This window comes from Alphaproteobacteria bacterium (assembly GCA_016124955.1).
Taxonomy (GTDB): domain Bacteria; phylum Pseudomonadota; class Alphaproteobacteria; order UBA9219; family RFNS01; genus RI-461.
Window position 1 is genome coordinate 80,680 of sequence record WGMR01000002.1, and the last position, 13,194, is coordinate 93,873.

Annotated in this window: 17 protein-coding genes; 4 read left to right on the plus strand and 13 right to left on the minus strand. The window is 56.9% G+C overall.

Going from position 1 to position 13,194, the window contains the following annotated elements:
• Window positions 1-103: 103 nt before the first annotated feature.
• Window positions 104-421, plus strand: coding sequence for a hypothetical protein (locus GC131_00550; protein MBI1272562.1), 318 nt, complete (start codon window positions 104-106; stop codon window positions 419-421).
• On the opposite strand, the gene GC131_00555 is transcribed toward GC131_00550, so the two are convergent.
• Both GC131_00555 and GC131_00560 read right to left on the minus strand, forming a co-directional pair.
• Window positions 402-1,154, minus strand: coding sequence for a competence/damage-inducible protein A (locus tag GC131_00555; GenBank protein MBI1272563.1), 753 nt, complete (start codon window positions 1,152-1,154; stop codon window positions 402-404). The two genes, GC131_00550 and GC131_00555, sit on opposite strands and share 20 nt — an antisense overlap.
• Window positions 1,155-1,240: 86 nt before the next feature.
• On the minus strand, window positions 1,241-3,334 hold the full coding sequence (locus GC131_00560) for a sodium-translocating pyrophosphatase (protein MBI1272564.1): 2,094 nt from the start codon (window positions 3,332-3,334) through the stop codon (window positions 1,241-1,243).
• 173 nt (window positions 3,335-3,507) lie between these two features.
• Between GC131_00560 and GC131_00565 the strand changes: the two genes are divergently transcribed.
• Complete coding sequence (locus GC131_00565; GenBank protein ID MBI1272565.1) at window positions 3,508-3,744, plus strand: RNA-binding protein; 237 nt, start codon at window positions 3,508-3,510, stop codon at window positions 3,742-3,744.
• Here the strand turns inward: GC131_00565 and GC131_00570 are convergent.
• Window positions 3,741-4,202, minus strand: a complete 462-nt coding sequence (locus GC131_00570; GenBank protein MBI1272566.1) for a hypothetical protein — start codon at window positions 4,200-4,202, stop codon at window positions 3,741-3,743. The genes GC131_00565 and GC131_00570 overlap by 4 nt on opposite strands.
• Window positions 4,203-4,464: 262 nt before the next feature.
• Here GC131_00570 and GC131_00575 point away from each other — a divergent pair, with 262 nt between their 5' ends.
• The gene (locus tag GC131_00575; protein ID MBI1272567.1) at window positions 4,465-5,328 is read left to right on the plus strand and encodes an IS1 family transposase; all 864 of its coding nucleotides are present in this window, start codon (window positions 4,465-4,467) and stop codon (window positions 5,326-5,328) included.
• Here the strand turns inward: GC131_00575 and GC131_00580 are convergent.
• A complete protein-coding gene (locus GC131_00580; GenBank protein ID MBI1272568.1) occupies window positions 5,303-5,542 on the minus strand; it encodes a hypothetical protein in 240 nt (79 codons plus the stop codon). The genes GC131_00575 and GC131_00580 overlap by 26 nt on opposite strands.
• On the opposite strand from GC131_00580, the gene GC131_00585 reads away from it, so the two are divergent.
• On the plus strand, window positions 5,541-6,296 hold the full coding sequence (locus GC131_00585; GenBank protein MBI1272569.1) for a hypothetical protein: 756 nt from the start codon (window positions 5,541-5,543) through the stop codon (window positions 6,294-6,296). The two genes, GC131_00580 and GC131_00585, sit on opposite strands and share 2 nt — an antisense overlap.
• A 57-nt stretch (window positions 6,297-6,353) precedes the next feature.
• Here the strand turns inward: GC131_00585 and GC131_00590 are convergent, their stop codons facing one another.
• The 9 genes from GC131_00590 to GC131_00630 form a co-directional block, all read right to left on the minus strand.
• On the minus strand, window positions 6,354-7,331 hold the full coding sequence (locus GC131_00590) for a hypothetical protein (GenBank protein MBI1272570.1): 978 nt from the start codon (window positions 7,329-7,331) through the stop codon (window positions 6,354-6,356).
• Window positions 7,332-7,522: 191 nt separating this feature from the next.
• Window positions 7,523-8,005 (minus strand): hypothetical protein, encoded by a 483-nt coding sequence (locus tag GC131_00595; protein ID MBI1272571.1) that lies wholly within the window; start codon window positions 8,003-8,005, stop codon window positions 7,523-7,525.
• Window positions 8,006-8,083: 78 nt separating this feature from the next.
• The gene (gene nusB, locus GC131_00600) at window positions 8,084-8,587 is read right to left on the minus strand and encodes a transcription antitermination factor NusB (GenBank protein ID MBI1272572.1); all 504 of its coding nucleotides are present in this window, start codon (window positions 8,585-8,587) and stop codon (window positions 8,084-8,086) included.
• The gene (ribH, locus tag GC131_00605) at window positions 8,584-9,111 is read right to left on the minus strand and encodes a 6,7-dimethyl-8-ribityllumazine synthase (GenBank protein MBI1272573.1); all 528 of its coding nucleotides are present in this window, start codon (window positions 9,109-9,111) and stop codon (window positions 8,584-8,586) included. The genes nusB and ribH overlap by 4 nt, the downstream gene beginning before the upstream one ends.
• Before the next feature lies 1 nt (window position 9,112).
• Window positions 9,113-10,234: a 3,4-dihydroxy-2-butanone-4-phosphate synthase gene (gene ribB / locus GC131_00610; GenBank protein ID MBI1272574.1), complete on the minus strand. Its 1,122-nt coding sequence runs from the start codon at window positions 10,232-10,234 to the stop codon at window positions 9,113-9,115.
• 5 nt (window positions 10,235-10,239) lie between these two features.
• A complete protein-coding gene (locus GC131_00615) occupies window positions 10,240-10,854 on the minus strand; it encodes a riboflavin synthase (protein ID MBI1272575.1) in 615 nt (204 codons plus the stop codon).
• Between the two features lie 12 nt (window positions 10,855-10,866).
• Window positions 10,867-11,325 carry a transcriptional repressor NrdR gene (gene nrdR, locus GC131_00620; GenBank protein ID MBI1272576.1) on the minus strand — a complete coding sequence of 153 codons (459 nt, stop codon included), beginning with the start codon at window positions 11,323-11,325 and terminating at the stop codon, window positions 10,867-10,869.
• Window positions 11,326-11,331: 6 nt separating this feature from the next.
• Window positions 11,332-12,621 carry a serine hydroxymethyltransferase gene (locus tag GC131_00625; GenBank protein MBI1272577.1) on the minus strand — a complete coding sequence of 430 codons (1,290 nt, stop codon included), beginning with the start codon at window positions 12,619-12,621 and terminating at the stop codon, window positions 11,332-11,334.
• A gap of 47 nt (window positions 12,622-12,668) precedes the next feature.
• On the minus strand, window positions 12,669-13,118 hold the full coding sequence (locus tag GC131_00630) for an RpiB/LacA/LacB family sugar-phosphate isomerase (protein ID MBI1272578.1): 450 nt from the start codon (window positions 13,116-13,118) through the stop codon (window positions 12,669-12,671).
• Window positions 13,119-13,194 lie beyond the last annotated feature (76 nt).

Consider the following 13,194-nt stretch of genomic DNA (forward strand, 5'->3'; position numbering starts at 1 on the left):
ACGCGCCGGAACGCCGGTTGGTTACATGGCACAATATTATTGTCTTATTTTGGCCATGTAGGGTAAATACAAAGCCTCTGATGCAACCTTCCTGGGGATAATGATGGAAAAGGCCGGTCTTTGGCTCAGCATGCTTGCAGCGGTTGCTATGGCGCTGTTTATTCTGCCCGGCGTGGTGGCCATGAACCAGGGCCGCATGCTGCGCAACATAGCTATATGGCTTGCGGTGTTCGCGCTGCTGGGCTGGATTTATAAGGCGTTCGGCCCGTTCGATACGGCGGCGGAAAGCCGCCACGGTGCCATTTCCCCGCCCGCGCAGGAAAGCGAGGGCGATGACAGGGCCGGCCGTAATATCGAAGATGCGCTGGAACAGGAACTTCGCTACAACAACGACGACAGCTTCAGCCCGCCGCAAGAGTAGCTTCGGTATCCTGCTTGCGCACCAGCGCCAGCAATTCTTCCGCCGCCAGTTTAATCGCGCCTTCATCCGTTCCGCGCGCCACAAGCGCGGTGCCGAAGCTGCCGCCCTTGAACCATGGATAGGAACCGATTTCCACCGCAGGGTGGCGCAGCACAATCTCGGTCATTTCATCGGCAATCGTGCTTTCGGCCACGAGCGAATGAATGGTCATGGATTTAATCGCGGGGCCATGCCGCAAGCCAACGACGATGCTATCGAACATCGATTGCATAATGCCGGGAATACCCGCCAGCACAAAAACATTGCCCACCCTGCAGCTCGGGGCGCCGCTGATGGGGTTGTCGATCAGCTCCGCGCCTTCAGGCATCAGCGCCATGCGCAGCCGCGCGGGGGTAATGCGTTCGGCATAATGCTTTTCGATACGCTTGCGCGCTTCCGGTTGCTCGGTAAGTTTCACGCCGAAGGCGGCGGAAACCGAAGCCATGGTGATATCATCATGCGTCGCGCCGATGCCGCCGGTTGTAAACAAATAAGTATGGTTCGCGCGCAGCGTGTTCACAGCCTCCACGATCGCTTCGGTCACATCGGGCACCACCCGCGTTTCCAGCAAGCGTATGCCGCATTTGGTCAGCCCCCTGGCGATGTAATTGAGGTTCAGATCCTGCGTCCTGCCGGACAGGATTTCGTTGCCGATAATAAGGACGGCGGCGGTGGGGGCTTCGGGTGCGTTCATGCCATGCTTATATGACAAACCGGGGCAAAAGAAAAACCCCCGCCGGTTGCCCGGCGGGGGTTTTATTCATTGCCGTTAACCGTACTTTATGATGCCAGCACAGCCAGCAGCAGGATGGCGACGATGTTGATGATCTTGATCATCGGGTTCACGGCGGGGCCGGCGGTGTCCTTGTAGGGGTCACCAACGGTATCGCCGGTCACGGCGGCCTTGTGGGCTTCCGAGCCCTTGCCGCCATGGTTGCCTTCTTCGATGTACTTTTTGGCATTATCCCACGCGCCGCCGCCCGAGGTCATCGAGATAGCAACGAACAGGCCGGTCACGATCGTGCCCAGCAGCATGGCGCCAAGCGCGGTGAAGGCTTGCGCCTGCCCCGCGACCGCGTTGACCGCAAAATACACCACGATGGGCGCAGCCACGGGCAAAAGCGAAGGAACGATCATTTCCTTGATCGCCGCACGGGTCAGCATATCGACCGCCACGCCGTATTCCGGCTTGGCCTTGCCTTCCATGATGCCCTTGATCTCCTTGAACTGGCGACGGACTTCCTGCACCACCGTGCCGGCAGCGCGGCCCACGGCCGTCATGCCCATCGCACCGAACAGGTAAGGCAGAGCACCGCCGATAAAAAGACCAACGACCACATACGGGTTCTGCAGATCGAACGACACCTTCACATCGGGGAAATAATGCTTCAGATCCTCGATATAGGCCGCGAACAGCACAAGCGCCGCGAGGCCGGCCGAGGCGATGGCGTAGCCCTTCGTCACGGCCTTGGTGGTGTTGCCAACGGCATCGAGCGCGTCGGTCGTGACGCGGATGTCCTTCGGCATGTTCGACATTTCGGCGATACCGCCGGCGTTATCCGTGACCGGGCCGTAGGCGTCGAGCGCGACGATCATACCGGCAAGCGCCAGCATGGTGGTCGCGGCGATGCCGATCCCGAACAGGCCAGCCGACGAAAACGCGGCGATGATGCCGATGGAAATCACGATGACCGGAAGGGTGGTCGATTCCATCGAGACCGCAAGGCCCTGGATGATGTTGGTGCCGTGGCCGTTGGCCGAAGCTGCCGCCACGCTCTTTACGGGGCGGAAAGCTGTCGAGGTGTAGTATTCGGTGATCCACACCATCAGCGCCGTCACGACCAGCCCGATGAGCGAACATTCGATCAGGTTCTGGCTGGTGATGGAAAGGCCGGAAGCGGTCTTGAATACCGCATCCATGCCCAGCAGCTTGTCGGTCACGCCATAGATAAGCGCGCCCGATGCGATGCCGGTGACAATAAGCCCCTTATACAGTGCACCCATAATGTTCTTCGAAGCGCCGAGGCGCACGAAGAAGGTACCAACCACGGAAGCAAAGATGCAGACCGCGCCGATCAGCAGCGGGTACATCATAAGCTGGTCCTGCGCGGCGCCGCTGAAGAAGGTAGCGGCCAGCAGCATGGTTGCGACCATCGTCACCGCATAGGTTTCGAACAGGTCGGCGGCCATGCCGGCGCAATCGCCCACGTTATCGCCCACGTTATCGGCAATCACGGCGGGGTTGCGGGGGTCATCTTCCGGGATACCGGCTTCGACCTTACCCACAAGATCGGCGCCCACATCGGCGCCCTTGGTGAAGATGCCGCCGCCGAGGCGCGCGAAGATCGAGATCAGCGATGCGCCGAAGCTGAGCGCAACCAGCGCTTCAATGACCTGCCGCAGTTCGGTCGCGCCGAGCCAGGTGCAGTTCTTGAGCGCAAAATAATAACCGGCGACGCCAAGAATACCGAGGCCGACAACCAGAAGGCCGGTGATCGCGCCTGCCTTAAACGAAATACCGAGCGCGGCCTGAAGGCCCTTTTGCGCCGCGGCGGCCGTGCGCACGTTGGCGCGCACAGAAACGTTCATGCCCACATAACCGGCTATACCCGAAAGCACGGAACCGATGATGAAGCCGATCGCCACATGCTTGCCGAGGAAATAGCCGAGCACGATACACACGGCCACACCGACAATGGCGATGGTTGTGTACTGACGGTTCAGGTAGGCCTTCGCGCCTTCCTGAATGGCGGCGGCGATTTCCTGCATCCGCGCGGTGCCCGCATCGGCAGAAAGAATCTGCTTGGCGGTGACAAGGCCATAGAGCAGTGCCAGCACACCGCAGCCGAAAACGATCTGGAACGCTAAATCCATTGCTTACTCCTTGATATTATTCATCCGGCAGGCATGATTGACAGGCCCGCGCGAGGTCGGCAGCGAGAATGCCTAAATATGCCAAGGCATGCAAGGGGCTGGTTTTTCGGGTAGTGGGTCCGTTTGACGGGCCGAGCCGCTAGACGCCGCACAAATCCCTGCCATAATACAGCATGGCCAAAACACGCATCAAGCGCCCCAGAGACCCCATAGCTCTCGCCAAGTTGATCGGTGACATAGCCACCGGACAACAGTCCGATAGCGTTGAGGACGGTAAAAACCCAGCCGCCGTTGCCCTAGGCAAGCTGGGCGGAAAGAAGGGCGGTAGAGCCAGAGATATTAAGTTAACGGCTCAAAGGAAGCATGAAATAGCTTCGGCAGCAGCCCGGAAGCGTTGGCATAAGACTTAGGGGGCTATCGTCCAAAGCCCCTTTCCAGCCAAGGCAATCTTGCAGTTCTTCTTCTTACGAACCGACTTGTACAAGGTTGTGGCTACGATGACGCGGGTATCCTTGCCCTCAACCTTTTTACCGCCAGCCACTATTTTATCTACAAGTTCGTTTGTGGTAAGTGGCTGATTTTCCTTAGATAAAACCTTAACGGCAGCTTCGTATATGCTAAGGTTTTCATAGTCATTTTGTATATTCGTAGGCACAATATTGGACGTTTGGTTTGCATTTTTAGGTGCCAAACCAGCAGACAAAATCAAGCTGTTACGACCAGCGAAATAGCCGCATTCTAAGATGTTTTCAAAGGCATCTATAGCCTCATCAATTTCAAAAATGGCGTCTTCAAGTTCTTTTCGTTTGGCCTTTAAATCGGCCAAAGAAATCACCTGATCGCCAACATGCGATTGCTCGTTTTTCATTGCAAAAACCTCGGTTTTATGATTCTATATCCCTGCTAGGGAAGGAGCCTTTCGGCTCCCCATTGGCCCATACCGATTACCGCTCAAGCGCCCTTCCAAAAGCCTCAGGGCGGGTCGGGTTAGGGCTTAGCTTCTAAACATCTGAAACTCCAAGTAAAATTGGCTTCCGACTCAGGCATCGCGCCTGAGCCGGTTGCCATTCTATTCCGGCTTCATTCCAAAAATCAATGGCAAAAGTGGCAAGTTGCCTGCAATATTGACAATGCCTATACGCTCAAGCATAATGGTCCGTATGAACAAGCTGCCCCCACAGAAACGCGCTCAAATCCTCGGCATGATGGTCGAAGGTATGTCCATTCGCTCAATCTGCCGTTTGCTTGGTGTGGGCAAGAACACCGTGGCGCGTCTGCTCGTTGATGCTGGCCAAGCGTGCGCTGAATATCAAAACCAAGCGTTCCGTAATCTGCCGTGTAAGAAAGTTCAGGTCGATGAAATTTGGAGTTTTGTTTACGCGAAAGCTAAGAACGTTCCTGATGATAAAGAGGGCATGGCTGGCGATGTTTGGACTTGGACTGCGATTGACGCTGAAACCAAGCTGGTTCCTTCCTTTTTCATGGGTGATCGCAGCGCCAATAGCGCAAACATTTTTATGCAGGATTTGAAAGAACGTCTGGCTGGCCGCACACAGATCACTAGTGACGGCCATAAGGCGTATATCGAAGCTGTGGAAAATGCTTTCGGCAAAGAAGTGGATTTCGCGCAGCTTGTGAAAATTTACGGTAACAGCGGTGAAGGCCACCAGCGTTATAGCAAATCAGAGTGTGTTGGTACGCACAAGGAGGTAATAAGAGGCAAGCCCGATCAGAACCACATAAACACCAGCTTTGTTGAGCGCAGCAACCTAAGTATGCGAATGGGCCTGCGCCGCTTCACGCGCTTGACAAACGCCTTTAGCAAAAAAATGGAAAACCACTATTACGCGATGGCGATTTACTTCATGCACTATAACTTCGTGCGTATTCACCAGACGCTACGTTGCACGCCAGCGATGGCGGCGGGGGTCAGCAAAACCCTGTGGTCAATGGAAGATGTTGTTAAGGTTATTGATGATTTTGAGCAACGATAAGGTCATACAATCTTATGGCAGCTTCGGCAGATGCCGCTTTGCCAATTACGTCTATTCCGGCTTGTGGGTTGTGCAAATCTACTTCATAAATGAAGTACCCGTGGTCACCACCGAGTCCGTGACCGCAGACCTCGCGATAGGTCTGAGACGACAAAGGCGAGATACAAACCATGCGCTTGTCATCTAGCTGAGTGGAAAGGAAAACATCTTCCATGGGAACCTCTTCAAAGAAATATAAGTATCATCCGAACCCACGCCTCTCGGCAAATCAGGTAGCGGAATATCTTACGGCAACCTCGACACGCCGGAAAGGAATTATTCGCGACGCCAAGTTTCCGAAGACAGCAGTGGTCGCCCGATATGACGCTGCCAGAGAAGCCTTAATAAAACATTTATCGGACGACACTCGTTCCCACCACGTTTTGAGTGAGGCTATCATTGGCCTCGACAGGCGTGAGGAGTCAGCAGGGGCAACAAGCTGGATAAAGAATGATTGCCGTCTGTCAAAGGAAGCTATCGTAGCTTTCCAACGGGCATACAATAAACTTGGCGTTAGCAAGCTGGTTTTTCGGTCTGCACCCGGTCGCGTGCTGCAACTCGAAATCGAAGGCGTCAAACTATCCATCGCTTTGGACTTAATTGCTTCTCGTACCGACAGTTCGGGAACCAAAAGAGTCGGCGGAGTGATTTTTATGTTCAACAAGTCGGACTCCTCACCCAAGAGCAAAAAGAACAAAGCCGAAGTTGCAGCTTTGTTGGCGCTTCAATTCATCGAAAAGCACCTCAAGCATTTGGGGCAACCTGACCCCAAGCTGTGCATTGCCATTGATGTCTTTGGAGGCGAGGCTTACCCGGTTAAGGGCAGCAGTCGGCGTCTTAAAGACATCGGTAATTCCTGTGAGGAAGTGGCCCTGTGGTGGCCAAAAGTTAAGCCGCCTGTGGATTATGACGGGCCTCCCGTAACATAATTTCCAAACGGACCCACTACCGTTTTTCGGGCTAAACTTGGGTTTCTGACAGCCAAATCAAATAGTAAAAGGAACCGGGCTGATATTGTGGGAAGGCGTCGATCTCACACGCCATTCGACATGCCTGCCAACTGCTTTGCCTAACAGCCCGACGGTCAGGGCTCCGCCATACGCACCAGCAAAGGTTGCCGCAGCCGTCATCATCCATGCGACCGGCGCCACAGGCAGCATTGGCAGCAAGGCAAAACCGGCAATCGCAAGCGCTACGCTACCAAGCACGGCAAGCCCGTGCGCTTGCGAAAAACCGCCCTTCTCGCTCAGGAATGAATGCGTGTAGCCATACACCGCTGCACCAGCCAGCATAATGCCCGCCGCACCAAGCAGCGCCGGCATAAAGAGCGGGGATGCAGCAATACCTGTGGCCAGTAGCCCGTTGCCGGTCACAAGCCCGGCTGCAACCTGGAACAGGCCATGCCCAACGCCAAGCTTGACCCCGGCCAAGGCGGTGACACCGGCACCAATAGCAAAACCCGATGTTGTGCCAAGTTTCTGACCATATCTTTCAAAAAGCAGCGGACCTTTGGGGTTTTTAAGCGCCCATCTTGCGGAATCCTCGATTTCGGCGCGATGAACCGCGCGCAGATCGCGGTTCACTGTGCCAAAAGCAAGGTTCCCCGCCGTCCAAAGCAGACGCATGGCCTGCACCGCTGCAATGGTTGCCAACGCCCACCCGAGCAGCGGCATAGACGACCAGGCAAGAAAAGCGCCGATAGAAAAACCCGTCACATGGACAAGACGGTCGGTTACCAAGTTCCACGCAGCATTCCGCAGGCCCGTTTCACTGGCTACCGCAGGCGCAACCCGCGCAGCCTCGTCGCCCGGCCGTTCGGTGAAATACAGGTTGCCGAATAACCGGCGATCATCCTCGCCCGGTTCGCCAAGCCGAAGCCTTCCGATGACGGGGGTTTCCTTGAAGGTCATCACTGTCTGCGCAGTAACCCAGCGAACAGCGGCTTTGGCGGCTTCGCGGAACATCCATCCAATTTCTTTACGTGCTACATGTAATTTAAATCTTACAGACATTCCGTCAGCCAAATTTTTTATCCGAAAAACGCGCGGACACTATCATGTAACGCCGCGCCACTACAAGCTTCCCGGTATTCGGATATTTACCATAAGTTCATATGCCGGGCAGCGCCCGGCATAAGTTTTATGAAGAAATATGGTTAAACCGGCCGTTGCGCCACGGCCTGGATCAGCACATCGTCGATGATGCCGCGGCCCATGATCTCTTCGGCCGCCTTGATGATACGGTCCTTGACGAAATCGAGATCGACCATCTCGCCGTGCAGCTTGCTGGCATCGAGATGGCCGTAGATCGAACGCGTAAAGGCATCGATCAGGCGCGGCAGCTTTTCACGCACCTTGTCGGAAGTGGCAAGATCCTTCACCTGTATCGCGACAATCATGCTTACGATCTGCTTCGGCCCTTCATCGGTGATGACAGGAAAGAGCAGCGGGCCGACGTTAATATAAGTAGGCCCGGAATTAAGCAGCCCGCCGACGCCGCCGCTTTTCTTTTTTTCGCCATGCCCGTTGTCGCCAGAACTTTCGGCGGCATGGTCTTCCGCCAGCGCCGCATGCGTGCCCAGCACCAGCCAGCCAAAGGCAAGCGCTATACATAAAGCTAGGGCGGAAAAGCGTTTCATAACCCCATATGGTACGCGGTTATGGTTTACGGAGTGCTAACGGCAAACGGCTTAGTATTCAGGGTGTTGCCACGGGGTCTATTTCAGCGCCCTGGCAACCTTGTCCAGCACGGCATTCACCATGCCCGGCTCCTTGCCTTCGCAAAAAGCGTGGGTGACATCGACATAATCGGTGATGATCAACCCGGGGGCGGTTTTGGGGTTGTTCAGCAGTTCGAACACCCCGGCGCGCAGAATGGCACGCAAAATCGCTTCAAGCCGCTGCAACGGCCAGCCGGCATCGAGCGCGCCCGCGATCAGCGCGTCGATTTTTTCCCGCTCCGCCGCCGCGCCGCGCACGATATCCGCGACAAGCACATTATCGGGTTTCACCAATTCACCTTCCGGCGGTTCGACAGGATCAACCGCCACATCGGTACGGGTCAGAACGGTCTTGAGCGCGTCATCGATCTTTTCCGGACCCAGTTCGAGCCGGTAAAGCGTTTGCGCGGCCACAATGCGGGCGCTACGCCGTGCTGCGCTTTGTCCGCCTGCCTTGCCGCCCGGTGCGGCAGGGTTGGTTGCTGGCGTTTGCACGGTCATGCGCGGCCCGGCACCCAGCGCCGCTTCGCGTTGGTCAGGCGGAAATGCCCCTTCAGCTCGATCATCGCAAGGCAGGCTTCGGCCGCCTCGGCGCCGCGATTCATGCCCGCGGGGTCCGCGCGCTCAACGGCCTGTTCGCGCGTGTTGCAGGTTAGAATGCCGTTGCCGATGGCAAGCGCATAGCGCATCGCCAGCTCCTGAAGGCCACGCGCGCTTTCGGTGCCGACAATCTGGTCATGCATGGTGCCGCCCTTCAGAACGCAGCCGAGCGCAACATAGCCATCGAAGCGGCGGCGCATGGCGTCGAAATCAAGCGACTTGAGCGCATAGACGATAGCCGCCGGAATTTCGAGCGAGCCGGGCACGGTGATCTTTTCATACGTTGCACCGTTGGTTTCCAGCACGGTTGTCACGCCCTGCAGCAACATGTTGGCGATATCGTCGTAGAAACGCGCCTCGACAATCAGCACATGGGGTTTTTGTTCAAAATTGAAACTGCGCGGCGGTTTCTTTTCGGTCAGCATGTTATTTGCTCCGCCTGATAGGTTGCTGGGCCACGATCTTGAGCCCATAGGCTTCAAGCCCGACCACGTTCTTGGGCGCGTTGGAAAGCAGGATCATGTCGCGCACACCGAGATCGAGCAATATCTGTGCGCCCACGCCGTAATCGCGCAGCGCGCGCGGCAGGCCCGCATCACCCTCCTTGCGCTGCTCTATGCGGGTGGAAAGGCTCGTTGGCATGGGTTCGCGCAACAGCACGACAACGCCCCTGCCCGCTTCGGCCACCATACGCATCGCAGCCTGCAATTCGCCGTTGCGGCCCTGCGCCTTGTCGCCCAGCACATCGTCAAGCACGCTTAGCGCATGCATGCGCACAAGCGGCGGTGTATCGCCCGCCGTCAAATCGCCCTTCACCAGCGCGACATGTTCGGCATAAGCCACCTTGTTCACATAGACATGCATGGTAAATTCGCCGCCATCGGCACTATTCAGCGCGGATGTCAGCTTACGCTCCACCACCGTTTCGGTACGGCGGCGATAGGCGATCAGATCGGCGATGGTCCCGACCTTCATGCCGTGTTTTTGCGCAAAGCTAACAAGATCGGGCAGCCGCGCCATCGTGCCGTCTTCATTCATGATCTCGCAGATCACGCCGGCAGCATTAAGCCCTGCCGCACGCGCAAGATCCACCGCCGCTTCGGTATGGCCGGCGCGCACAAGCACGCCGCCTTCGCGCGCCATCACGGGGAATATATGGCCGGGGGTCACAATATCCTGTGCGCCTGCGCCTGCGGCGATCGCGGTCTGAATTGTGTGGGCGCGGTCGGCAGCCGATATGCCGGTCGTGATGCCTTCGCGCGCCTCGATCGAAACCGTAAAAGCGGTCTGGTGACGCGTGCGATTATGCGCGCTCATCATATGCAAGCCGAGCTGCTCGACCTTCTTGCCTTCGAGCGCGAGGCAAATCAGCCCGCGCCCGTGGCGCGCCATGAAATTGATCGCCTCAGGGGTCGCGAATTGCGCGGGAATGACAAGATCGCCTTCGTTTTCGCGGTCTTCGTCGTCGGCGAGGATAAACATCCTGCCCTGACGCGCCTCTTCGATGATCTCTTCGGGCGATGAAATAGCCTTGCCGATATCGCCCATAACGCTCAGCGCTGCCCGGCCGTCTGGGCGTCCAGCAGACGGCCCAGATACCGGGCCATCATGTCCACTTCTATGTTCACGCCGTTGCCGGGCTGCAGAGTGCCGAAATTCGTCCATTGCCGTGTATGGGGTATGATGTTGACGCCAAAAGCGGCTTCCGGCCCCGTTTCTAGCACATCATTTATGGTAAGCGATACACCATCAAGCGTTACTGCACCTTTTGGCGCTATGTATCTGGAAAGGCTGGAAGGAACGGCAATTACAAAACGCAGTGAATCCCCCTCCGGCGTACGGCTTTTGATTGTGCCGGTACCGTCCACATGGCCTTGTACAAGGTGACCGCCAAGCTCGTCCCCCGCGCGCAGGGAACGCTCAAGATTAACCTTCGTGCCTTGCCGCCACCCGCCCGCCGTGGTTTTACCAAGCGTTTCGGCTGAAAGCTGGACCATAAAGGCCGCCGCCTGCTTTTCCACGACGGTCAGGCAAATGCCGTTACAGGCGACGGAAGCACCGAGATCGAGATCAACCAGCGGCAATTTGGTGGCAATGGTCAGCGTGCGGTCACCCGCCTGCTGCACCGCCAGCACTTCACCCACATCCTGTATGATACCGGTAAACATGGCCGCCCTCGTTCAGGCGCTTTCCTTCTTCAACGTATCGACGAATTCGTTGAAATCGCCGGGCGAACGGAAATCCTTGTACACGGACGCATAGCGCACATAGGCAACGTGATCGAGCGCGAGCAGCGTTTCCATGACCAGCTCGCCGATCTTCTTGGTGGCCACTTCGTTATCGCCCAGCGATTCAAGCTGACGCACGATGCTGTTGATCACGCGATCGAGCCGCTCTTCGTCAACCGGGCGCTTGCGCAGCGCGATCCGCATCGACCGCTCAAGCTTCTCGCGGTCGAAAACTTCCTTTTCCCCGTCGGTCTTGAGCACAATAAGGTCGCGCAACTGCACCCGTTCGAACGTGGTGAAGCGCGCCCCGCAATTGCCGCAAAAACGGCGGCGGCGAATGGCCGCGCCATCATCCGTCGGGCGGCTGTCCTTCACCTGCGTATCGCTATGACCACAAAAGGGGCAGTGCATGGCGCTTTATGACCCTTGGTAAATGGGAAAACGCTTACACAAACCGGCAACCTTGGCACGCACCTTTTGTTCGGCGGCGCTGTTGTCATCCGGGTTGGCGGCAAGGCCTTCAAGCACTTCGGCAATCAGATCGCCGATTTGCGTGAATTCGGCCACGCCAAAACCGCGCGTCGTGCTGGCCGGGCTGCCTACACGAATACCGGATGTAACCATCGGCGGCTGCGGATCGAACGGAATGCCGTTCTTGTTACAGGTTATTCCGGCATTATGCAGGGAATGATCGGCTGCCTTTCCGGTTAAGCCCTTCGGACGCAGATCGACAAGCACAAGGTGACTATCGGTGCCGCCGGAAACAATGGCAAAGCCATGCTTGACCAGCGTAGCCGCAAGCACCTTGGCGTTTTCAATAACGTTTTTCGCATACACCTTGAATTCCGGGCGCAGCGCTTCGCCCAGCATTACCGCCTTGGCGGCGATAACGTGCATAAGCGGGCCACCTTGCAGGCCCGGAAACACAGCCGAATTCAGCTTCTTCGCGAGCGCCGGGTCGTTTGTCAGGATCATGCCGCCGCGGGGTCCGCGCAACGTTTTATGCGTGGTCGTGGTCGTCACATGCGCGTGGGGCACCGGGCTCGGATGCACGCCACCGGCCACAAGACCGGCAAAGTGAGCCATATCGACCATGAAGTAAGCGCCAACTTCATCGGCAATTTTGCGGAAGGCTGCAAAGTCCGGCGCACGCGGATAGGCAGAGCCCCCGGCGATGATCATTTTCGGCTTGTGTTCCAGTGCAAGCTTGCGAACTTCATCCATATCGATCAGATGCGTTTCGGGATCAACCTTGTACCCGACGGCCTTGAACCATTTGCCGGAAACGTTGACGGGCGAGCCGTGCGTCAGATGCCCGCCGCACGCAAGATCAAGACCCAGAAACGTATCGCCCGGCTGCAGCAATGCGAGGAACACGGCCTGGTTCGCCTGCGCACCGGAATGGGATTGCACATTGGCGAAAGAACAGCCGAACAGTTTGCAGGCGCGCTCGATCGCAAGGTTCTCGGCGATATCGACGGCCTCGCAGCCCCCGTAGTAACGTTTGCCCGGCAAGCCTTCGGCATATTTATTGGTCAGAACCGAGCCTTGCGCTTCCAGCACGGCGCGCGAAACGATGTTTTCCGAGGCAATCAGTTCGATTTCCGTTTGTTCGCGCTTCAATTCCGCCTGGATGGACGCATAAAGCTCCGGATCGCTTTGCGCGACAGAGCCGTTGAAGAAAGTATCGTACTGCGTTTCGCCCATTGTCTGCGCCTTTGCTGCTGAAGTCATGATTTTCTGTTTCCTTCCTTTTATAATCCGCCGAGTTTTGCAAGTTTCTCGCGCCGCTCGCCATAGCGGCCGCCGAGGAAATCCGTTTTGACGAAAGCATCGAGGCAATCGAGCGCAACTTCGCGCCCGATCACGTGCGCGCCAAGCGCCATCACATTCGCATCGTTATGCTGACGCGCCAGCTTCGCGAGCGTCGAATTGTGGCACACCGCGCAAATGATGCTTTTGTAGCGATTCGCGACCTGCGCGATGCCGTTGCCGGTACCGCATATCAGGATGCCGAGCGCCGCCTTGCCCGCCGCCATCGTTTGCGCCATTTTCAGCGCGTAATCGATACTGTCGCAGCGTTCTTCGCTGTCGGTGCCGAGATCGAGCACGCCATAACCCTGTTTGCCTGCGTAGGCCACAAGCTCGGTCTTCAGGGCAAAGCCGCGATGGTCGGCAGCGAAGGCAATGGTCTGTTGGGCCATGAATATCCCGCATACATGAAAAAGCCGCTGGCAAATTAGCAGAGATGATTGCCTAACTCTAGGGCTTAAAGGCCAT

What these genes read in the sequence shown, in the direction of transcription:
- GC131_00550 (MBI1272562.1), top strand. Translation starts at nt 104, where the DNA reads ATGGAAAAGGCCGGTCTTTGGCTCAGCATGCTTGCAGCGGTTGCTATG.
- GC131_00555 (MBI1272563.1), bottom strand. Translation starts at nt 1,154, where the DNA reads ATGAACGCACCCGAAGCCCCCACCGCCGCCGTCCTTATTATCGGCAAC.
- GC131_00560 (MBI1272564.1), bottom strand. Translation starts at nt 3,334, where the DNA reads ATGGATTTAGCGTTCCAGATCGTTTTCGGCTGCGGTGTGCTGGCACTG.
- GC131_00565 (MBI1272565.1), top strand. Translation starts at nt 3,508, where the DNA reads ATGGCCAAAACACGCATCAAGCGCCCCAGAGACCCCATAGCTCTCGCC.
- GC131_00570 (MBI1272566.1), bottom strand. Translation starts at nt 4,202, where the DNA reads ATGAAAAACGAGCAATCGCATGTTGGCGATCAGGTGATTTCTTTGGCC.
- GC131_00575 (MBI1272567.1), top strand. Translation starts at nt 4,465, where the DNA reads ATGCCTATACGCTCAAGCATAATGGTCCGTATGAACAAGCTGCCCCCA.
- GC131_00585 (MBI1272569.1), top strand. Translation starts at nt 5,541, where the DNA reads ATGGGAACCTCTTCAAAGAAATATAAGTATCATCCGAACCCACGCCTC.
- GC131_00580 (MBI1272568.1), bottom strand. Translation starts at nt 5,542, where the DNA reads ATGGAAGATGTTTTCCTTTCCACTCAGCTAGATGACAAGCGCATGGTT.
- GC131_00590 (MBI1272570.1), bottom strand. Translation starts at nt 7,331, where the DNA reads ATGTTCCGCGAAGCCGCCAAAGCCGCTGTTCGCTGGGTTACTGCGCAG.
- GC131_00595 (MBI1272571.1), bottom strand. Translation starts at nt 8,005, where the DNA reads ATGAAACGCTTTTCCGCCCTAGCTTTATGTATAGCGCTTGCCTTTGGC.
- nusB (MBI1272572.1), bottom strand. Translation starts at nt 8,587, where the DNA reads ATGACCGTGCAAACGCCAGCAACCAACCCTGCCGCACCGGGCGGCAAG.
- ribH (MBI1272573.1), bottom strand. Translation starts at nt 9,111, where the DNA reads ATGCTGACCGAAAAGAAACCGCCGCGCAGTTTCAATTTTGAACAAAAA.
- ribB (MBI1272574.1), bottom strand. Translation starts at nt 10,234, where the DNA reads ATGGGCGATATCGGCAAGGCTATTTCATCGCCCGAAGAGATCATCGAA.
- GC131_00615 (MBI1272575.1), bottom strand. Translation starts at nt 10,854, where the DNA reads ATGTTTACCGGTATCATACAGGATGTGGGTGAAGTGCTGGCGGTGCAG.
- nrdR (MBI1272576.1), bottom strand. Translation starts at nt 11,325, where the DNA reads ATGCACTGCCCCTTTTGTGGTCATAGCGATACGCAGGTGAAGGACAGC.
- GC131_00625 (MBI1272577.1), bottom strand. Translation starts at nt 12,621, where the DNA reads ATGGGCGAAACGCAGTACGATACTTTCTTCAACGGCTCTGTCGCGCAA.
- GC131_00630 (MBI1272578.1), bottom strand. Translation starts at nt 13,118, where the DNA reads ATGGCCCAACAGACCATTGCCTTCGCTGCCGACCATCGCGGCTTTGCC.